Annotated in this window: 13 protein-coding genes; 9 read left to right on the forward strand and 4 right to left on the reverse strand. The window is 75.0% G+C overall.

The features are described 5' to 3' along the window. The first annotated feature begins 95 nt into the window (after positions 1 to 95). On the forward strand, positions 96 to 1,499 hold the full coding sequence (locus tag CLT72_RS04225) for a glycoside hydrolase family 10 protein (RefSeq protein ID WP_101409599.1): 1,404 nt from the start codon (positions 96 to 98) through the stop codon (positions 1,497 to 1,499). Positions 1,500 to 1,578: 79 nt separating this feature from the next. Here CLT72_RS04225 and CLT72_RS04230 read toward each other — a convergent pair whose 3' ends face one another. Both CLT72_RS04230 and CLT72_RS04235 read right to left on the reverse strand, forming a co-directional pair. Further along, complete coding sequence (locus tag CLT72_RS04230) at positions 1,579 to 2,526, reverse strand: cation diffusion facilitator family transporter (RefSeq protein ID WP_101409600.1); 948 nt, start codon at positions 2,524 to 2,526, stop codon at positions 1,579 to 1,581. Between the two features lie 198 nt (positions 2,527 to 2,724). Beyond that, positions 2,725 to 5,388 carry a CHAT domain-containing protein gene (locus CLT72_RS04235; protein ID WP_199184475.1) on the reverse strand — a complete coding sequence of 888 codons (2,664 nt, stop codon included), beginning with the start codon at positions 5,386 to 5,388 and terminating at the stop codon, positions 2,725 to 2,727. Between the two features lie 148 nt (positions 5,389 to 5,536). Between CLT72_RS04235 and CLT72_RS04240 the strand changes: the two genes are divergently transcribed. Genes CLT72_RS04240 through CLT72_RS04250 form a run of 3 tightly spaced genes read left to right on the forward strand, consistent with a single transcriptional unit; the run spans position 5,537 to position 7,956 of the window. Further along, on the forward strand, positions 5,537 to 6,847 hold the full coding sequence (locus tag CLT72_RS04240) for a S8 family peptidase (RefSeq protein ID WP_250100185.1): 1,311 nt from the start codon (positions 5,537 to 5,539) through the stop codon (positions 6,845 to 6,847). A 31-nt stretch (positions 6,848 to 6,878) separates the two neighbouring features. Beyond that, on the forward strand, positions 6,879 to 7,517 hold the full coding sequence (locus CLT72_RS04245; RefSeq protein WP_089000588.1) for an RNA polymerase sigma factor: 639 nt from the start codon (positions 6,879 to 6,881) through the stop codon (positions 7,515 to 7,517). After that, a complete protein-coding gene (locus CLT72_RS04250; RefSeq protein ID WP_101409603.1) occupies positions 7,492 to 7,956 on the forward strand; it encodes a hypothetical protein in 465 nt (154 codons plus the stop codon). The genes CLT72_RS04245 and CLT72_RS04250 overlap by 26 nt, the downstream gene beginning before the upstream one ends. 298 nt (positions 7,957 to 8,254) lie before the next feature. Here CLT72_RS04250 and CLT72_RS04255 read toward each other — a convergent pair whose 3' ends face one another. After that, positions 8,255 to 9,298 carry a hypothetical protein gene (locus CLT72_RS04255; protein WP_144082176.1) on the reverse strand — a complete coding sequence of 348 codons (1,044 nt, stop codon included), beginning with the start codon at positions 9,296 to 9,298 and terminating at the stop codon, positions 8,255 to 8,257. Positions 9,299 to 9,706: 408 nt separating this feature from the next. On the opposite strand from CLT72_RS04255, the gene CLT72_RS04260 reads away from it, so the two are divergent. After that, complete coding sequence (locus tag CLT72_RS04260; protein WP_101409605.1) at positions 9,707 to 11,041, forward strand: hypothetical protein; 1,335 nt, start codon at positions 9,707 to 9,709, stop codon at positions 11,039 to 11,041. A gap of 135 nt (positions 11,042 to 11,176) precedes the next feature. On the opposite strand, the gene CLT72_RS04265 is transcribed toward CLT72_RS04260, so the two are convergent. After that, a complete protein-coding gene (locus CLT72_RS04265) occupies positions 11,177 to 12,313 on the reverse strand; it encodes an FAD-dependent monooxygenase (protein WP_101409606.1) in 1,137 nt (378 codons plus the stop codon). A gap of 61 nt (positions 12,314 to 12,374) precedes the next feature. Between CLT72_RS04265 and CLT72_RS04270 the strand changes: the two genes are divergently transcribed. The 4 genes from CLT72_RS04270 to CLT72_RS04285 all read left to right on the forward strand — a co-directional run bounded on the left by CLT72_RS04270 (position 12,375) and on the right by CLT72_RS04285 (position 19,887). Further along, entirely contained in the window at positions 12,375 to 13,013 is a 639-nt protein-coding gene (locus CLT72_RS04270; RefSeq protein WP_101409607.1) for a TetR/AcrR family transcriptional regulator, read from the forward strand. Between the two features lie 112 nt (positions 13,014 to 13,125). Continuing rightward, a complete protein-coding gene (locus CLT72_RS04275; RefSeq protein ID WP_144082177.1) occupies positions 13,126 to 13,422 on the forward strand; it encodes a hypothetical protein in 297 nt (98 codons plus the stop codon). 565 nt (positions 13,423 to 13,987) lie between these two features. After that, positions 13,988 to 14,845: a DUF4132 domain-containing protein gene (locus CLT72_RS04280; protein ID WP_101414927.1), complete on the forward strand. Its 858-nt coding sequence runs from the start codon at positions 13,988 to 13,990 to the stop codon at positions 14,843 to 14,845. A gap of 5 nt (positions 14,846 to 14,850) precedes the next feature. Then, complete coding sequence (locus CLT72_RS04285) at positions 14,851 to 19,887, forward strand: DNA-binding protein (protein WP_101414928.1); 5,037 nt, start codon at positions 14,851 to 14,853, stop codon at positions 19,885 to 19,887. The last annotated feature ends 42 nt before the right edge of the window (positions 19,888 to 19,929 follow it).

A 19,929-nucleotide genomic window follows, 5' to 3' on the forward strand; every position in this document is an offset into this window, starting at 1 on the left:
CGTGGTCTCCGGGCGACCACTCCATCGGCCCCACCGTGGCGGGCGGTTGTCGAGGTGGCCCTGCCCATCCGTTCGATTCATCGAAAGGCTCTGCCATGGACAACAATCCAACCCCCGCCGGCGGGCGCCCGGTGGCCCGCAGCCGGCCGCGCGTCGCGCTGGCGTCGGTCGTGGTCGGTCTCTCCGTCGCCGCAGCGACGATGGCGGTGGCGTCGGGCGCCAACGCCGGCACGACCCTGGGGGCGTCCGCCGCCGAGAAGGGGCGCTACTTCGGTGCTGCGGTGGCGGCGCACAAGCTCTCCGACAGCACGTACGTGGGGATCCTGAACCGCGAGTTCAACTCGGTGACGCCCGAGAACGAGATGAAGATCGACGCGACCGAGCCGCAGCAGGGGCAGTTCACCTTCGCCAACGCCGACCGGATCGTCAACCACGCCCGCAGCCGGGGGATGAAGGTGCGCGGCCACACCCTGGCCTGGCACTCCCAGCAGCCCGGCTGGATGCAGAACATGTCCGGCAGCGCCCTGCGTTCCGCGATGCTCAACCACGTCACCCAGGTCGCCACCTACTACCGCGGCAAGATCGACTCGTGGGACGTGGTGAACGAGGCGTTCGCCGACGGGTCCAGCGGCGCCCGCCGCGACTCCAACCTCCAGCGCACCGGCAACGACTGGATCGAAGCCGCCTTCCGGGCCGCGCGGGCCGCCGACCCCGGCGCGAAGCTCTGCTACAACGACTACAACACCGACAACTGGACACACGCCAAGACCCAGGCCGTCTACAACATGGTCCGCGACTTCAAGCAGCGTGGCGTGCCGATCGACTGCGTGGGCCTCCAGTCGCACTTCAACAGCGGCTCGCCCTACCCGGGCAACTACCGCACCACCCTGTCCAGCTTCGCCGCCCTCGGCGTCGACGTCCAGATCACCGAACTCGACATCGAAGGCTCCGGCACCACCCAGGCCACCACCTACCGCAACGTCGTCACCGACTGCCTCGCCGTCACCCGCTGCACCGGCATCACCGTCTGGGGCATCCGCGACACCGACTCCTGGCGAGCCAGCGGCACCCCGCTGCTCTTCGACGGCAACGGCAACAAGAAGCCGGCATACGACGCCACCCTCGAAGCCCTCAACGCCGGCACCAGCACGCCGCCTCCCACCACCGCGCCCCCGACGACCCCGCCGCCCAGCTCCCCGCCGCCGTCCGGTGGCTGTGCCGCGTCGGTGTCGCTGAACTCGTGGACCGGCGGCTTCGTCGCCACGGTACGGGTCACCGCCGGAGCCTCGCCGATCGACGGCTGGACGGTCGCCCTCACCCTGCCGGGCGGCGCGACGGTCACCAACACCTGGAGCGCGCGCGGCAGCGGCGCCACCGGCGCCGTGACGTTCCAGAACGTCGACTACAACGGCCGGCTGGCGGCCGGGACCACCACCGAGTTCGGCTTCCAGGGCACCGGAACCGGACCGACCGGCACCCCCACCTGCACCGCGAGCTGACCGCGTACGGCCCGGTGCGGGACGCCTTCCCGCACCGGGCCGCCGACGGCGCAGGCACCTCTCGTTCGGATCGGGGAGGTCAGCCGGTGTGACCGGCCGGCTCGACTGCCGGGACGGACCGACGGTCGATGTCGGGCTCGAGGTAGATCGCCGTAGCGGTGGGCAGCACCCTGCGGATTCTCGCCTCGGCCTCGTCGATCGTGGCGGCGACGTCCGCTCCCCGGTCGACGGTTCCGATGGCGATCTTCGCCGCGACCAGGAGGTCCTCCGGTCCGAGGTGCAGGGTGCGCAGGTGGATGACACCGTCCACGCCCGGGGTGGACACCAGTTCGGTGTGGATCGCGGTGATCTCTTCGGGCAGGGCGGCCTCGCCGATGAGCAGGCTCTTGGTCTCGGCGGCGAGGACGACCGCGATGACGACCAGGAGGACGCCGATGCACAGGGTGGCGATGCCGTCGAAGATGGCGTTGCCGGTGAGCACGCTGAGTCCGACGCCGCCCAGCGCGAAGACCAGGCCGAGCAGGGCGCCCGCGTCCTCGAGCAGGATCACCGGCAGCTCGGGGGCGCGGGCGTGCCGAACGAAGGAGACCCAGCCCCGGCTGCCGCGAACCTTGTTGGCCCCCTTCACGGCGGTGTACAGGGCGTAGCTCTCCAACGCGATCGCGATGACCAGGACGGCGACGGCGATCAGGGGCGAGGTGAGCTCGTGCGGATCGCTGATCTTGTGGTAGCCCTCGTAGAGGGCGTACAGGCCGCCGATGCTGAAGAGCACGATCGCGACGATGAAGGCGTAGATGTAGCGTTCCCGGGCGTACCCGAACGGGTGCAGCGCCGAGGGGGCGCGGCGGGCGCGTTTGCCGCCGATCAGCAGCAGCGCCTGGTTGGTCGAGTCCGCGACCGAGTGCACGCCCTCGGCGAGCATCGACGCCGAGCCGGTTATCGCGGCCGCGACGAACTTGCTCACCGCGATGCCCAGGTTCGCGATCAGGGCCGTCACCACGGCTTTGGTGCTGCCTTCAGCCGCCATCGGTTGGTTCTCCCTCGTCACATGTGTCGATCGGGGCGTCCTACGACACGACACCCGTCCGTCAGGGTCTTCTGCCGGCGTCGCGCCCCGGGTATGCGTCGGCCCGTCCCGCGCGGGACGGGCCGAGGAATCTGTCGTCGGCTGCGGTCTGTGCCCCGCCTCGTGGGCGCCGAAACACCGCCCTCCCGGCCGCGGCGCTCAGCCGGCGCCGAAGCAGACGAAGGCGGCGGCGGTGGCGTGCGCGGCTGCGCCCCCGGCGGCGAACGCGCGCTGGGCGTCGGCGAGCGCCACCGCGGGGGCGGCGCCGGCGCGCATCCGCCGGTGCAGGTCCAGCATCAGCGCGGTGGTCAGGTCGGCCGGGACCGGCAACACGGTCGCGATGAGGGTGCGCGCACCCATGGCAAGCAGCACGGCGGTGAAACCCATGACCTCGTCGCCGGGCCGGACGCCGGAGAGGCCCGAGTCGCAGGCGGAGAGCACCACACAGCCAGGTGGGTGGGTCAGCCGCTCCAACTCGTACGCGGTCAACGGCCCGTCGGCCAGCTCCAGGGTGGAGAAGAGCGGGTTGTCGGCGCGGAAGGTGCCGTGTGCGGCGACGTGCGCCAGCGCGGTGGCGTTCAGCGCGTCGGTGACCGCGTCGGCCGTGGCGTCGCCGCCGGTGAGGTGGCGGGCGCCGGGCAGGGCGGCGCCGAGCTGGCGTACCTCGGTCTCGGCGGCGGGCAGCCGGGGCCCGGCCACCAGCACCGGCGGGCCGGTCGGGACGATCCGAGCGGCGGCGCGCAACCAGACCGTCGCCGAGGGCGCCACCGTCACCGGGCGGCCTGAGCAGGTCGGTAGGCCGGCCCAGGCCACGGCGTGCAGCGCGCCGATCGGAACGATCACCAGTGGCCGGTCGCCCAGGAGCCGGCGTACGGGGTCGAAGAGCTGCCGGTCCAGCGCGGTGGCGGCGAACTCGACGCCGGCCCGGGCGCTGGCCGAGTCGCCGGTGGTGACCAGCCGGCGCAGGCCGAAGCGGTGCCGTCGGGCCCGACCCAGCGCCTCGTCGAGCGGACCGAGGTCGTGCAGGCTGGTCCGCCCGCCGCGGACGAGCACCGCCCGCAGCCGGGGCCCGTGCGTCACCAGTTCCAGCAGCACGGCGTCGCCCAGCGTGGCGGCGAGGGCCCGCACCGAGGGCGGTGCCACCAGGCCGTCGTCGGCGGCGCCCCGCGCGGCGCCGCCCACTCCGCGCGCCAGTTCCCGGATGCGCTGTTCGAGCCGGCCCTGGCTGCGGCGCAGCGTGTGCACCGGGTGGCCGGCGAGCAGCGCGTCCTCCAGGGCGGTGCTGACCATCCGCAGCTCGGCCAGGGCAGCGGCCAGTTCGGGATCCTGCGGCGGCTGCACCGCGCGCATCCGCAGGGCGTTGGCCCGCCAGCGCTCCGCCCAGGCCAGCACCTGTGCGGGCCTGCCGGCGCGCACGGCGAGGTCCAGGCCCTCGGCGGCCAGTTCGTGCCCGTACGTCCCGCTGTGTGCGCGCAGCTCGGTGGCACCCAGGGAGGCCCGGTGCCCGTCGAGCACCGCCAGTCCCCGGCGCAGGGCCCGGGCCGCGCCCCGCAGGTCACCGTCGAGTCGGCGGCGCAGGGCGAGCGCGTACCAGCCCTGGGCGCGGTGGGGCGCGGTGCCCCGGCGGTGCGCCCGGGCCGCCACCGCCAGCAGCCCGGCGGCCCGGGCGGGCCGGCCCAACGCCTCGGCCAGGCGGGCGGCCTCGATCCGGGTGGTCAGCGCCGGCGAGGGCCAGCCGGTGGCGTCGAGCTGCCCGGCGGTGCGCACCATGGCGGTGAGCAGGGCCGCCGAACGGTTGCCCCGGGCGAACTCGGCGCGCAACTCGACGTGCCGGGCGAAGGCGGCCCAGATGCGGCGTCCCTGCCGACGGAAGCGGGCCCGCGCCGAGGCGGCGGCGGTCGCGGCGGTGTCCAGGTCACCGGCGAGCAGGGCCGCGCGGGCCCGGGCCAGCAACGCCTCGGCGAGATCCGAGGCCATGCCCCGTCGGCGCAGCTCCGACACGGCGGTGGTGGCGACCTCGACCGCCTCGTCGACCAGCGGCACCGACAACAGCAGCTCGAACCGGTCCAGCAGCAGTGCCGGCCGGGGCACCGACAGCCGGCGGTACTCCTCGTCGACGATGGCGAAGTCGCGCAGCGCGCCCGCGACGTCGCCGCGCTGCCCGGCGGCGATGCCGATGTTCCAGCGGGCGTCGGCGGCGGCCAGGTCGAGCCCGAGCTGGCTGAAGATGGCCGCGGAGCGGGACAGGTCGTCGTCGGCGTCGCGGCCGGTGCCCCGGTGGGCGTTGAGGAGCCCGCGGTTGTTGCGCGCGCGGGCCTCCAGCAGCAGGTCGCCCTCGCGCCGGGCGACCTCCACCGCGATGCCGTAGTCGCGGACCGCCTCGTCGAACCGCCCCCGGTAGTGCAACACGACGCCCCGCTGCATCCGGGCCCGGCCGGCGTCGGCGCCGGTCAACCGGGGCAGAGCCAGGGTCACCGCGCGCAACGCCGCGCCGGTGCGTCCGGCATTGGCCAGGACGTACCCGAGGCTCATCCGGGCCAGCGCACGCACCCGGGGCGAGTCGGCGGCCCGCACCGCCCGGCGCAGGTGCCGCAGGGCGCCCGGCAGGTCGTTGATCTCCCGCAGGGCCAGCCCGATGGCGCGTTCGGCGGTTGAGCGCTCGTCGGCGTCGGCGTGCCCGGCGGCGAGGACTCGCCGGCCGATGGCGATCGCCTCGCGGGGGTAACGCTGGACGGCGTCGAGCGCGGCCTGGGCCGTGCCGGCACCGGAACCGGCGCTGTCGGCCATGCCGAGAAGAATCCCGCAGTCGCGCTCCTCGGTCAATCGCGCGGACGGTATCGGAAATCCGTCGCCGGAACGACGGTCAATTGACACCCGACTATCATTTGAAATAATCGTCCCGTGCCTCGGAGCGCTTCCGTGGCTGCCCGGCCCGTCGCCGACCACGCATCTCCGACCGCTTGGAGGACCGGTGCCGTCCGACGACTCCTTCGTGCCGCGCCCGCCCGCCGGGTTGTCCCGCCGGCAGGTCGTGGCCTGGTCCACCCTCGCCGTCGCGGCGGCGCCGCTCGGTCTCGTCGGGGCGGGCGCGCCGGCCGCCGCCGGTGAGTCTCCCGACGCCACCTACCAGCGGCTCTTCCTGGAGGCCCTGGCCGCGGACCCCGACGTGCGCCGGTACGCCGTCGCCGGCCGGGAGTTCCTCCACCGGCCACGGCAACTCCTGGTGGCCCGCCCCGACGTGCAGCGGGTCATGGCTCGGCTGCGCGGCTACGGCCACCCGGTCAGTGAGGGCGTCGGCTTCGGCGGGGTCGCCCGGCTCCTCTTCGCCGTCGAGACCGACATCCCGTCGGTGGTGACCAGGCTGCGCGACCCGCAGCAGTGGCCCGGGCAGCCGGTTCCCCTGGTCCAGCCGCACCACGTCCTCGTCGGCTTCGGCAACATCATGGGCAACCCGGGCGGCCCGCCGCGCGTCGCCGCCGCCCTGCCGGCGCCGGATCCGGCGCGCGCCGGTGAGGGCGCGGGGGTGACGGTGGGAATCTGCGACACCGGCATCTGGCGGCAGGCCGGCTCCCGCCATCCGCAGTGGCTGGGCGGCAGCTACCTGCCCGAGGTCGACGACGAGGACGCGGTCTACGTCGGCGCGGACGTGCTGGCGCTTCAGGGCGGCCACGGCACGTTCGTCGCCGGAGTGGTCCGGCAGGCCGCGCCGGGCGTACGTCTCGATCCCGAGGCCGCGCTGGACGCCACCGGCGTCGGCGACGAGGAGATGCTGGTCGCCGCGCTCGGGCGGCTCGGTCCACAGGTGTCGGTCGTCAACCTCTCGCTGGGCTACTTCACCCAGGACGACCAACCTCCGCTGCCACTGGTCGACGCGCTGGCCGGGCTGCCCGGCAGGGCCGTGGTGGCCTCGGCGGGCAACGCCGGCACCAGCCGGCGGACGTGGCCGGCCGCCCTCGACCGGGTGCTGGCGGTCGGCGCGGTGAGCGCCGGGCCGACCGGCCCGGTGCCGGCGCCCTACAGCAGCCACGGGTCGTGGGTGGACGCCTGCGCCCTGGGGGACCGGCACAGCACCTACGTCCGGGGCCGGCTCCCGTTGCCGGGCCATCCCACCCGCTACTTCGACGGATTCGCCGCCTGGGCCGGCACCTCGTTCGCCACCGGCCACGTCGCCGGCCGGCTGGCCGCGCTGATGACCAGCGCCGGGCTCAGCGCGGAGGCGGCCCACGCCGCGCTGATCGCCGGCCCCCGCTGGCATCCCGACTACGGCGTACTCGTCGCGTGAGGCCGGTAGCGGCGCGCCGGGCGGTGGCCGGATGAGCGAGCGCGGCACGGTCGGGCTGGTCGCCGCCGCCTCCTGCGGGGACGAGGGGGCGTGGGGCGAGCTGGTCCGCCGCTACACGCCACTGGTGCTGTCGGTGATCCGGTCCCACGGACTCGACCACGTCGACGCGGCGGACGTGAACCAGACCGTCTGGCTGCGTGCCGTGGAACAGCTGGGCCGGCTGCGGGAGTCCAACGCGCTGCCCGCCTGGCTGATCACCACCACCCGGCGCGAGTGCTACCGGCTGCTGCGCCTCGGCCGGCGGACCCAGCCGTTCGACCCGTACGACGACTCGGTCGGCGGGCACGTCGGCGCGTCCCTGCTGGTGGACCCGGTCACCCCCGACGAGGACCTGCTGCGCGCCGAGCGGCGGCAGGCGCTGCGGGAGGCGTTCGCACAGCTGCCGCCGCGCTGCCGGGAACTGCTCACCCTGCTGATGGCCGAGCCGCCGGTCAGCTACCGCGAGATCGGGGCGCGGCTGGGCATGCCGGTGGGCAGCGTCGGTCCCACCCAGGCCCGGTGCCTGCACAAGCTGCGGAACTGCCCGGCGCTCGCCCCGTTCGTCGGGGCGCACCCGGGCAACGACGGGAGCGGAGGTGACCGGGATGGAGCCGTGGCCGCCAGCCGCTGACGACGCCCTGCTGGCCGAGTTGAGGGCCGCCCTGCGCGAGCCCGGTCCGGTGCCGGAGGAGTTCGTGGCCGGGGCGCTGGCCGCGTACGGGTGGCGGACCGTCGACGCCGAGTTGGCGCTCGCCGAGCTGACCTTCGACTCGTCCTGCGACCCGGAGCCGGCCGGTCTCACCCGGTCCACCGGATCGGCGCGCACGCTGACGTTCCGGGCCGGTGCGGTCGTCGTCGAGATCGAGGTGACCCGGGCCGGCATCGTCGGGCAGCTCTCGCCGGCCCGGGGCGGGCGGGTCACCGCGCGTACGTCGGTCGGTGCGTACGAGGAGGTGCCGGTGGACGCGGTGGGCTTCTTCTCGATGGGCGTGCCGCCCGCCGGCCCGGTCCAGCTCTGTGCCCGCACCGCCGGGTACGCCGTGGCGACCGCCTGGGTCAGCCTGCGCTGACCGGACGCCACCTCGCCGCCGTCGCGCGCGCCCGGCGGCGTTCCGGTCCGCGTCGATCCGCGCCGGGCGGCGTTCCGGTCCGAGCCGGGCGACCGGTGTGCGCCCGGCAGCGTGCCCGGTCCGTGCCGATCCGGGTGGGCGGTGGGCCGCTGCGGGCGGGGCGGGCGGCGTACGTGCGGCTCGTCCTCGCCCCGCAGGTCCGGTGCCGGGCGACGCGGGTCTGGCCGTGGTGCCGGCCGGACGGGTGGAACGGAGGTCGCGGGCCCCGTCCGCGACCTCCGTTCCCGCCCTCGGAGGGCTACCCGGCCCGCTGGCCGACGGTGACGTCGTAGCGGACGCCGCCGAGGTCGGCCCGGGCGGCGCCGGTGGTGTCCGGGCCGACCTGGGTCACGTTGACGGCGGTCTTCTCCCGGGTCGGCACGGTCGCCGTGAAGCTCAGGGAGAAGGCGAGCCGCTCACCGGGGTTGAGCTCCAGGTTGTCCAGGCTGGCCTGGCCGATGTCGACGATCTCGACCTGGTTGCGGCCCACCTCGCGCACGCCCTTGCCGGCCTTGCCCCCCTTGGCCCAGCGCTCGAACAGGGTCGGGCCGAGGTCGGCGACGAGCCGGCCACCGGCGGTCTGGAACGGGGCACCGTTCTGGCTGAAGACCACGCTGCTGCGGGCCGGACGGGTCAGGGTGTTGCCGATGGCGAACGGGCGGATCTGCGCCTGGCCGCCGGCGGTCAGCGCCACCGAGTCGACGTTGCGCCAGGCGATGTTGTTGTTGTGGCGGGTGTTGACGCCGATGTCCGGGCCTTCGAAGGTCATCGGGTCGTTGGGGGAGACCCAGCGGGCCAGCAGGCAGAAGTGACCGGGGCCGGGCACGTCGTCCCACGGGATGGTGACGGAGGTGACCCCCGGGTAGACCGGTACCGCCATCGCCCCGATCTGCGTCCAGGCGCCCGGCCAGGCCGCCCCGCCGCCGGGCGTGGTCCGGTAGACCAAGATCGTGCCCTGCTCCATGACGCTGTCGCCGTACGGGCCGGGGTTACGCAGCTTGATGAAGATGTAGTTGCGTTGGCCGACGATCGGGTTCTGGCTGGTCGCGCACTCGACGGCGGTGTGGCAGACCTTGATGTCCGAGCTCTGCCAGAGAGGATTGAGCGCGTGCGGCTCGATCCCCACGTCGGCGGGAGTGTCCTGCATGTACACGTCGACGGCGGCGGCGGTGGCGCGGCTGTCCGTCGGGCCGGCCAGTGGCGCGGCGCCGGCCGCGGTGACGGACAACAGCGTCGCCAGCGCCGCCCCGGTGAACAGGGCGAGCGTCGAGCGGCGCGCTCTTCCTGCGAGTCTGGTGGACACATTGCCTCCCGGTGGTGGGGAATCGCCGCGCGCCCCGGCATGGCGGCGCGGGCGGTGGACATCCATACGGAGCGCGATCGATGAAAATAAATACGTCTGCCGTTGTCGGCCGATGTCAGATGGCGGGGGTTCGCATCAACCTGGCGAAAGCCGCGCAACGGCCCTCGGCGCGGCCGTCCGTCGGCCTGGCCGCCCCGCCCGCCCCGCCGCTCGTCCGCCCGTCGCCCCGCCCGCCCCGTGCGTCGGCCCGGCCGGCGCGGTCCGATCGGGGCCGACAACCCGGGGCATTGGGCGCAGTCGCTGTCCGATGGTCGACGGGTCACTGACCGCGACGGTCGGCCGGGTGCTACCTCTTCGCCAGCGTTCGGCTGACCGGGCCGGGCCGGCAGCGCGCGAAGGAGCCGCCACATGTTCCCGTTTCCCGACGAAGCGACCAGGAATGCGCTCGATCTCGGCCGGCGTGAGGTGTTCCAGACGTACCGGGTGCTGATGGCCTGCGAGCTGCAACGGTTGCGTCCCCTGGTCGCCGCGCTGCGGGCGGGGCTGCGCCGCGACCGGTCGACCGCGCGACTCGACACGGTGGCCGGCCTGATCGACGGGCCCTGGTTGCAGCAGATCTCGCTACGCGGCGCGACGGTGCACCAGGCGGCCACCCTGTTCAAGGAGGTGCAGGACTCCCTGGACGGGGTCGTGCCCTCCGCCGCCGGCAATCCCTATCTCGGCGCCGCCCTGGACGAGCTGCAGAACAAGATCGTCGACGTCATGAACGACGTCGGGAGCCCCCGGCACACGGCCGTCAACAACGCCTTCGCGCGTCTGTTCGGGTCCACCTCGTCGGTGGCCAAGGCCCGCTTCGCGCAGACGGTCACGGCGCTGCGGGCCATGCTCACGCGCACCGACGGCCAGCGGTCGGGATTCGTGTGCAACCTGACGTTGCCCGACGGGATGGGTGCACTCGCCAGCGGACAGGGCGACACCGCGATCATCAACGTGGGTCGCTCCGCACTCGACGGGACGATGCACGTGTGGGAACTCGCCGCCACGCTCCTGCACGAGGGGACGCACACCCTGGCGGAGAACCCGACGGTCGACATCGTCTACCGCCACCGCAACGCCCCCTACTACCTCCAGGGCCAGATCGCCCTGCGGAACGCCGCCAACTTCGAGCAGACCGTCTACGAGGCGCTGGGCCAGGGCGGGCCGTTCCCCGCCGACGTCCAGGTGGCCGCGATGCGGGGCCGTGCCGCGCCCCGGACGGACTCGCTGCACACCGTTCTCGCGTCGCGCATCACCCGCGCGTGGGTGCGCAGCTACGACTTCGCCTGCCTCGACTTCAGCAGGACCGACCTGCCCAAGTCGGTGGCCTCCGTGCTCACCGACCTGCCGCAGGGCCGGGCGTACGCGCCGTTGACCAAGGCGTACATGGAGGCGCTGCACGCGGCGATGCTGTCGCTGATGCGGGCGGAGGAGCGGCTGGTGGTGCGGGCCGAGCCGAACATGCTCAACCACTCCACGGTGGTCAACGCGGACGGCACCATCCGGTTCACCATCAACTCCGACCTCGCCGCCCGGACGCCCATGGCCCAGCTGCTGCACTGGATGCTCGACGAACTCGTCACCGAGGTGAACTGCCGGATCCCCAAGGACAGCGCGGAACTGTTCGCCCTCATCCTCAGCATCGAGAAGTTCGACCGGGACAACGTGCACGACGCACTGAACGACTTCTACGGCTCCTTCCAGTAGGCGGTGGCTGCCGGGCGCCGCCCGGCGGTACCGGGGCCGCACCTCGGCGGAGCCGGCGAGCCCGTCGGCGGCGCGACGTCCGGGCACGGCGCGGGTGCGGTGCCAGCGCGCCGGGCGGCCCGCGGGCGCGCGCTCTCAGTCGGGCGACGGCGGACGCCAGTCGGCGTAGCGGGCCATCGAGCGCAGCGCCAGCCGGGGCGGGGTGAGGCGCAGGACGGCGTCGCGGGCCGCCACGGCGACGGGGTTCTCCAGTTGCTGACCGAAGCGGCCGACGGCGCGGGACGCCCTCGCCACCCGCTGGCTGCGCGGGCGGCGCTGCCGGTCGTAGGCGAGGGGCCCGTCCGGGCGGCCGGCGACGCAGGCGAGCACGACGGCGTCCTCCAGCGCCTGGTTGGCCCCCTGGCCGAGGTTGGGTGTCATCGCGTGCGCCGCGTCGCCGATCAGGACGACGCGGCCCTTGACGTACGTCGTCAGGGGTTCGTCCAGGCAGGCGAGGTCGTCCCGCAGGACGGTGCCGGTCGCGGCGATGAGGGCGGGGATCGGATCGTGCCAGCGGCCGAACCGCTCGCGCACCCGGGCCAGCTCGTCGCCGGCCGGCGCGCCGGGCGCGGCGTTGACGGAGGCGAACCAGTAGACGCGACCATCGGTGAGCGGCACCATGCCGAACTCGGCGCCCCGGTCCCAGCTGACCGCGACGACGAGCTCGCCGTCCCAGGTCGGGGTGACCCCGCGCCAGGCGGTCACGCCGATGGGGGCGGGGGCGGCGGCCTCCGGCCAGAGCAGCCCGCGCACCGTGCTGTGGATGCCGTCCGCGCCGATCACGAGATCGGCGCTCGTCCGGGCCGCTGCGTCCCGGCACTGGTAGGTCACCTCGCCGTCCGTGGTGACGGCGCGGACCTCGGCGCCGGTCAGCACGACGCCGTCCGGCAGCGCGCCGAGCAGGATCTCGTGCAGGGCGGCGCGGTGGATGCCGACGGCGGGTGTGCCGAGCGCGTGGGCAAGCTCGCCCGGCCCGATGCGGGCCAGCCACCGGCCGTCGGCTCTGCGGGTGCCGCCGGAGACGTCGGCGCGGCCCCGCTGTCGTACGGCCGCGCCGAGGCCCAGCGCGTCCAGGCAGCGCAGCCCGTTCGCTTGCAGGACCAGTCCCGCCCCGACCGGGCGGAAGGCGGCGGCACGTTCGAGCACCGTCACCCGCCAGCCCGCGCGGTGCAGGCCGATGGCCGCGCCCAGCCCGCCGATGCCGGCTCCGACCACCACTGCCGTCCGCGTCATCGCCGCTCCTTCTACAGGTGTAGAAAGAGATACTAGCGCCGTGGAAGGAGGTGGCGACGCCATGCCCACCGACCGGTTCGCGGCCCTGACCGACGCCGCGATCGACGTACTCGCCGAACTCGGCATGCGCGGGCTCACCCACCGCGCCGTCGACGCGCGGGCCGGGCTGCCGCAGGGCACCACGTCCGCGTACTTGCGCACCCGGGGAGCGCTCATCGAAGCGGTGGTGCGCCGACTCGCCGACCTCGACCGGGCCGACCTGGAAGCCGCCGGGGTGCCGGCCGGGGAAGGCCCCCCGGAACTCGCGCCGGACGACGTCGTCGCGGTGGCCGGCGGTATCGCCGCCCTGCTCGACCAGTGGATGAGCACCGCCCGCAACCGCACGCTCGCCCGCTACGCCTGCCTGCTGGAGGCCACGCACCGCCCGGAACTTCGGACGATCCTCGCGTACGGCGACGCGTCGCGCGCGCAGTCGAGGGCGATGCTGGCGGCCGCCGGCGCCCGGCACCCCGCGCAGGCCGGTGACCATCTCGTCGCCTGCATCGACGGTCTGCTCTTCGACCGGCTGGCCGGTGCGGGCGCCCGCACCGCGCCGCCACCCGGTACGGCCGCGAACCGTGCGGACCTCACCGTCGCGGTCACGACCCTGCTGCAGGCGTTCGCCGGTCGGCACCCCGATGCGCGACGTCCCGCCGGCTGACCGCCGCCGTCGCTTCGACCACGGGCCGTTCACCCGTGGAGGACTCGTGGCGTCGGGACCGGGCATCGACCACAATCGGAGTCCGTCATCGTCCATTGTCGAGGGGACACGAGTGAAACGCCGACTCCTGCACGTACTGACGGTCGTGACCGTCGTTCTTTCCGGTTCGGCTGTGGCCGCCGCGCCGGCCTCGGCGAGCGACGCGTGGGGCATCGTCTGCAACCTCCGCCAGAACACCTGGCTGCGCGCCGCGCCGCACAGCCACGTGCTGCTCACCCTGACCGCCGGGCGCGGGTTCCGCTGGCACGGTCAGGTCTGGGCCGTCGACGACGACGTCTGGATCTACGGTCACGGCGCCGAGCACCCGTCCGTGGACGGCTGGGTGCCGGCCGGCAACACCACCTGCTGAGCCGACGGTTCCGCCGGGACGGCGCGGGCGACCGCTGCCGTCCCGGCGCACGTTGCGCCAGACCACCGCTCGCGTCGCGGCTGTCGACCTACCGCCGCGGGCACGCCGCTGCTCGCCCCACTGTCGGCCACCGAACGACAGGCCCTGGTCGCGTTGCTCGGCAAGCTGCTCGATCACCACGGCGGGGCGCCGTCCCCCTTTTCCGGCCGGCACCGCACCATGACGGGGCGTCGACCCCGACGCGGCCCGGGGTGCCGCGCCCCGGCTGGAGAGGACCGCCACCAGCGCCGCAGCGGCGGAAGCGAGGTTCCTCCGGTCGCCGTGTGACCTAGGTCATCACCCTGGGTTCCCACCGGGGTCGCCGCCGGCCCCGCGCCGCCCGCGCCAGCCCGCCGGACCTGCGACTTCCGTGAGCCGCGCCGCCCTCGTGCCGCCGAACCGGCCTCGGCTGCTCGGCCGATGGGTCGCTGTCGTGTCGGTCACTACTGTTAGCGTGCCCTCGTTGTCGATCACGGCCGATTCCTCACGAAATCTGGCTGTTCTGCCACTGCGGAGGGTGTTCCTGATGGCCTGGCTACCGGTGGGGGACTCGTACGAGATCTCTCTCGTGGACGGAAAGGTGGCGGCCCGGTCCACCGGCCCGCGCGCCGGCGGCCGTCCACTGAAGACTCTGCCGAAGGTGCTGCGTGACGCCCCCGAGGTGGACCGGCTGCGCCAGCTCGCCCAGTGGCTGGACCGGCACGGCGCCGAGTGCCTGGCCCGGGTCGACGCCTGGGTGGTGTCCTCGCTGCCGGTGCCGACCGCGTTGCTGGCCCGCGTCTGGCCGGACCCGGCCTGGCAGCACGCGCTGCGCGACCTCGTGGTGCTCGGGGACGACCCGGCCGAGGCGGGCTTCCTGCGCGACGTCACCGACGGCGGCGCCCTGCGCGTGGTCAACCTCGACGGCGACACCGTCCGGCTCTCGCCGGCGACCGCCACGCTGCCCCACCCGGTGCGCCTGCCCGACCTGCCCGACCTGCGCGAGTTCGCCGACGAACTGGACGTGACCCAGCGCATCGAGCAGTTGCACCGGGGCACCTGGGACAGGCCCGACGACCTCAGGGCGCGGGACACCACGGTCGCCGAATTCCGCGGCACCAAGGTCCCCAACCGGCTGGCCGTCCGGGCCGCCACGCTCGGCTTCCGGGTTTCCGGCTCGCAGATCAGGTGCCGCGTCTGGGAGGCCGGCCGCACCGTCGAGGCCGCCCTGGGGTTCGACGAGGACTACTGGGACTCCGAGGCGACCCTGGGCACCCTCTCCTGGGCGGTCGTGGACGGCCCGACGCTGCGGTTGACCGAGGTCGGGCCGGTGGCCTGGTCGGAAGGAATGCGGATGGCGACGGCCCTGTCCGGCGCCGTGACCGGAACGGGGAAGAAGGCGTGAGCGCGATGACCACGACCGCGGGCGAGCACCCGGCCGAGAGCCTGCTGACCGCCGGCGCGGTGCTGCCGACCGACACCGCCGGGGCGGGGGAGCGGGCGGTGCCCCTGACCGCCCGCACCTACCGGCACCCGGCCCTGGACGACCGGCCGGTGGTCCGCCTGGTCGACGCCGCCCTCGGCGAGGGCGAGGACATCGCCCTCGAGTTCCTCGGCCTGGCGCCGGGCGCCGAGCCGGTCGTCGTCGGGCTGGGTCCCCGCCGCCCGTTGGCCTTCCCGGAATGGGTGCTGGTGCACCACCCGGCGGACGGCCGGCACGCGTTGGCGGTGGTGCCGGAGTTGCAGAAGCTGGCCAAGCAGGTGCGCTCGCGTCCCAAGGCCGCCCTGGACGCCCACCAGGGCATCGCCGACCGCTTCGCCCGTACCCTGCCGCACTTCCTGCCGACCTTCTTCGAGCAGGCGGCGCGGGTGTTCCTGGCCGCCGGGCAGGACGCGTACGCCACGCAGTTGTTCAACAAGGCGCGCAAGGCGGAGGCGCAGCACGGTCTGCCGGTCGACCTGCACCGCCTCGACGAGGTCTATGTGGAGTTCGCGTCGGCCAAGGTGGTGTCCGCGACCGCGCTGGCCGGCTACGCGAAGGAGTTGTCCGCCCAGTTGCCGGCCGACGAGGCGCTGGACCGCTTCTGCCGGCTGGCGCTGCGGGCCGCGGCCGCCGGGGTGGTCCCGTCCACCCAGTCGGCCACCGCGGTGAACCGCCTGGTCCGCACGGCCACCAGAGCCGCCGGCAAGGCCGCTGCCGCCGTCGCCGACCGGGCGGACGCCTACCTGACCGAGCTGCTCCGGCTGCCGGTGGCCGCCGAGGCACCGGCCGGCTGGTGGAAGGCGCACCTGCCGGCCGTGACGGCCCTGGCCGGGCGCGACCCGGCGGTCCGCGGCAGCCTGCTCGACCTGATGCCCGCCGACCGCGACGACCTGGTCACCTGGCTGGCCCTGCTCACCGACACCGGCGCGCTCACCGGCCTGTGCGACCCGGACGTGCCGGAGGCGGCCCGCCCGCGCGACGGCTCCGTCGGCTGGCTGCGCCGCTTCGTGAGCCGGGCCAACTCCGGGCACCACCACCGCCACCGCCGGCTGCCGCAGCTGTACCCGCTCGTTGAGCGGATGGCCGACCGGCTGCGCGTCGAACTGGCCGACAGCGGCGAGAGCCTCGACGTCGACGGCGACGTGGAACTGCTCGACCTGATGCTCGCCCTCGGCCTGCCGGTGACCCCGCCGAAGAAGCGCGACGTGCTCGACCTGGTGAACTGGGTCAAGCGTGGGGGAGAGCGGGACCTGCTCGCCGTGGCCGGCGACGACCGGTTCACCGCCGCCCTGCGCCGGGGCCTCGACCAGCTCGACGACCAGCAACCGGCGCTGCGCCGGATGGTCGACACGCCGGGCGTCCGGCCGCTGCTGACCGACTGGCTGCGGGCGCGGATCCGCGCCCGGTTCACCGCCGGGCTGCCGTACCTGCCGGCGTCGGTGGACTGGCTGGGCAGGATCCCGGTCGAGGCGCTGCGGCTCGTCCCCGACGTCGTCGGCGAGCCCGGCGCGGGCGGCGACCTCGGGCAGGCCCTGGGCGTCGACCTCGCCGAGCACGTCGCCCGCGCCCTGCGCGGCGGCATCGTCGACGAGCTGGGCTGGCCGGACTGGGAGCTGGCGTGGCAGGAGGTGACCGGCGGCGACCGCCGGATCGAGGTCACCCGGCAGGAGGCCTGGCCGTACGTGATCCTGGCCGGGCCGACCACGGTGCGCGTGATCGGCGCCGAGGGCATCGTGCTCCGCCACGACCTGCGCATCCCCGCCAACGACATGTGGGGCCAGCCCGGCTACCACTACGTCGACGGTCACCTGCTGGTCTACTGGCGTTCCCAGGCGCTCGACTACGACCTGCGCGGCTACTGGCACTCGGCGCCCGGTGAACTGCAGCCCCTCCAGGGCCGCCACCACGGCAGCCAGCCACGCGGGAAGGGGATCACCCTGCCGCTGGCGGGCGGCGGACGGACCACCGGCGACGGCGTACTGCACGCCGGGGACACCGCCGTGCCGTCCGAGCTGCCGGTCATCACCGACGGCACCGACCACTGGGTCTACCGGCACAGCGAGGACGACGACACGTACGGCTGGCGCGAGTACGACCCGGTCGGCAACACGCACGGCCGCCGCGGCCTGCCCCGGTTCCTGGCGGACCTCCCGGTCGACGGCAGCCAGCTGCGGGAGCCGGCCAGCTGGCTGCGCCCGGCCCTGTCCGACCGGGCCACCCCGGCCGCGGTCCCGGTGGACGGTCTGCTCGGCTGGCGGGTGGTCACCCTGCCGGACGGCTCGGTACGCGGCGACGACCTCGCCGGCCGTACGGTTACCGTGGCCGTGGGGCAGGAGCCGATCGCGGCGCTGGTACTGCCCGGCGACGACCGGCCGCGGGCCGTACTCAAGGGGTTCGTCCTGCTCGACCCGGACGGGGTGGCGTCGGCTGTCCCCGGACCGCCGGCCAGCCGCGACTACCACCCCGACGCCGTGCCGCTGCCGCCGCAGGCGTTCCTCGGCCACCTGCTGCCCCGAGACCCGGCCGGCTCCACCACCCTGCGCCGGGTGGACCGGGAGACCACCGCCGCACTGCTCAAGGTCGCGGTCGACGAGCGGCGCGCCACCCTGGCGGAAGAGGCCGCGCGGGCCGCGGCCCGCGCGGCGACGCGATCCGGGTCGACCGCCGCCACGCAGGCGATCACCGGTCTGCCCGTCGCCGTCCCGGCGTCCATGGTCGGCGGCGGCGCCGCACCGGCCGCCGACGGGGACGACACCGACGCGCTGGTGGAGCTGGTCCGCTCGACGCTGCCGACGATCGGCCACGACGCCCTGCTCGCCGGGGTGGCCGGGGCGCTGCGGCTGGCCGCCCGGGTGCGTACCGACCTGGACGCGGTGACCGAGCGTCTCACCAGGTCGTTGGCCGCGCCCGTCGCCGTGACACCGCCGGCCGCCGCGGCCGGACCCACCGACAGGCAGCTCAGCGCGGCGCTGGACGGCCTGCGCGGCTCAACCCACGGGGCGGGCACCGCGACCTCGACCTTCACCCAGTTCCAGGCGTTCGCCATCCAGTGCTCCGCCACCGGCGGGGTCGATCCCGCCGTACGGCTGCACCTGGACGGGCCGTCGCTGCCGTCCACCCTGAACTGGTGGTCGCTGCTCGGCGGCGTCGCCGCCGTCGCCTACCGGGCCGTCGCGGCGGTCACCCCCGACGAGCACCGGGAGACGCTGGCCGCCCTGCTCACGGAGCTGGACGGGCTCGACCTGAGCGCGGCGGCCGAGCCGGGGCGGTGGCGCCGGTGCAGGCTGCACCTGCTGGACGACGACCTGAAGAACCCCGACGGCTCGCGCCGCTACCCCCGGCCGGGCATCCTGCCGCTGCCCGACGGGGCGTTCCTCGCCGTGCTCAACTCCAGCGGCACGGCCACCGGCTACTTCTTCGACGCGCTGCACCACGATCCGGCCGGCGTCTTCGCCGTGCCCGAGCCGTACACGGCGCACTCCTCGGAGCCGGTCGGCGACGAACGGCCGGCCGGCTGGCTGGCCGGCTTCCGCACCGAGTGGGCCGCACGCGGCCCGCTGCCCTGGCGGCCGGAGGCGGCCGAGCGGTTCGCCGAGCTGACCGGCGTCACCCCCACCGCCGCGAAGCTCGTGCTGGCCGGCCTGCCGTACGCGGACTCGGCCGGCACCGTCCCGACCGAGCTGCGCAAGGCGCTCGGGATCAGGCAGGTCGGCGAGGTCAAGCTGGCCTTCGGGGTGCTGCGGGAGGCCAGGCCGGCACTGCGGCGGGCCGTGGTCTCGGCGCTGCTGCCGGCCGACCCGGCCCGGCTGTGGACCGACGGGCCGGACGTGGCCGCCGCCGCGGCGGTGTGGAACGCCGCCCTGGGTCGCCGGGTGGTCGTGCCCGAACAGTTGCTCGCCGAGGCGACCCGCGCGATCCGCACCGGCTGGGCGCCCGCGAAGGCGTTGCCGGCGCTGCTCGACCCGGCCCGCTCGGCCGAGCTGAGCACCGACCTGGCCTTCGAGGTCAGGGGCGACCGGGTCCGGCCGGTCGACAACCGGACGGCGGGCTTCACCGGCCACGTGCTGCGCTCCACGGTCGCCCTGGCGGCCTGGGTCGCCCACCACACGCCGGCCGGCGACCCGTGCCGGGCCGCGCTGCCGGCCGCGCTCGCCGCGATCCGGGACCGGCTGGCCAACCCCGACCTCCTGCTCGACCTCGAGCAGTACGTCTCCCTGCCCGGGTTCCGCCAGGTGGCGGGCACCCCGTCCGAGACGGGCCCGGGCTGGGAACGCTACGGCGCCATCGTGCTGTCCACCCACGACAGCCAGCCGTCGCCCGCGCTGCGGCCGAACCTGCTCGACGCCGACGGCACGGACCCGTACCTGCCGGCGCTGCGCGGGGACGCGGCCAAGCCGTACCCGGTGGAGGTGGCGCTGCGGCTGGTGCGCGATCCGCGCTTCGTCGCGCTGCTCGCCGACGCGGGGGAGCCCGACGGTGGCGAGCGGGCGGCGGACGGGACCTGGTGGCCGCAGGACCCGACGCGGTCGGTGCCCGACCTGGTCGCCGAGGTCGCCGGGGAGCACGCCCTGGGCGCCGACGCGGCGGCGGCGTACCTGATGCTGCTGGCCATGCCCGACCCGACCGACCGCCACACGGCGAGGTGGACGGGCTGGAAGCCGGCCCGGCTGAAGGCGGCCCGCGCCGAACTGGCCGGCACTGACCTGGTCGTCGAGGCCAGCCGGTCCAGGGCCGGACGGTCGCTGTTCCTGCCCGGCCCGTGGCTGGAGCGCGGCGCCGGGCAGGTGCCGATCGAGGGCTGGAAGGTGGCCCTGTTCGACCTCGCCCCCGACGGCACGGCCGCGCTCGGGGTGACCGTGCCGTTCGAACCGGCCGCCACGCTCTACCGGCGGGCCTGGCAACGCCTCCGCGACGGCGACCGGCCCCGCTTCGCCGACCTGCCCGGCCGCGGCGCCCCCCGCTGACCCGTACCCGAAAGGGCGGTGGTGTCCGCGACGACCTGCCCG

The organism is Micromonospora sp. CNZ309 (assembly GCF_002846525.1).

Bases quoted from the DNA above. Each gene is read 5' to 3' on its own strand.
- CLT72_RS04265 (WP_101409606.1), bottom strand. From the start codon at position 12,313: ATGACGCGGACGGCAGTGGTGGTCGGAGCCGGCATCGGCGGGCTGGGC.
- CLT72_RS04285 (WP_101414928.1), top strand. From the start codon at position 14,851: ATGACCACGACCGCGGGCGAGCACCCGGCCGAGAGCCTGCTGACCGCC.
- CLT72_RS04280 (WP_101414927.1), top strand. From the start codon at position 13,988: ATGGCCTGGCTACCGGTGGGGGACTCGTACGAGATCTCTCTCGTGGAC.
- CLT72_RS04270 (WP_101409607.1), top strand. From the start codon at position 12,375: ATGCCCACCGACCGGTTCGCGGCCCTGACCGACGCCGCGATCGACGTA.
- CLT72_RS04225 (WP_101409599.1), top strand. From the start codon at position 96: ATGGACAACAATCCAACCCCCGCCGGCGGGCGCCCGGTGGCCCGCAGC.
- CLT72_RS04260 (WP_101409605.1), top strand. From the start codon at position 9,707: ATGTTCCCGTTTCCCGACGAAGCGACCAGGAATGCGCTCGATCTCGGC.
- CLT72_RS04245 (WP_089000588.1), top strand. From the start codon at position 6,879: ATGAGCGAGCGCGGCACGGTCGGGCTGGTCGCCGCCGCCTCCTGCGGG.
- CLT72_RS04250 (WP_101409603.1), top strand. From the start codon at position 7,492: ATGGAGCCGTGGCCGCCAGCCGCTGACGACGCCCTGCTGGCCGAGTTG.
- CLT72_RS04230 (WP_101409600.1), bottom strand. From the start codon at position 2,526: ATGGCGGCTGAAGGCAGCACCAAAGCCGTGGTGACGGCCCTGATCGCG.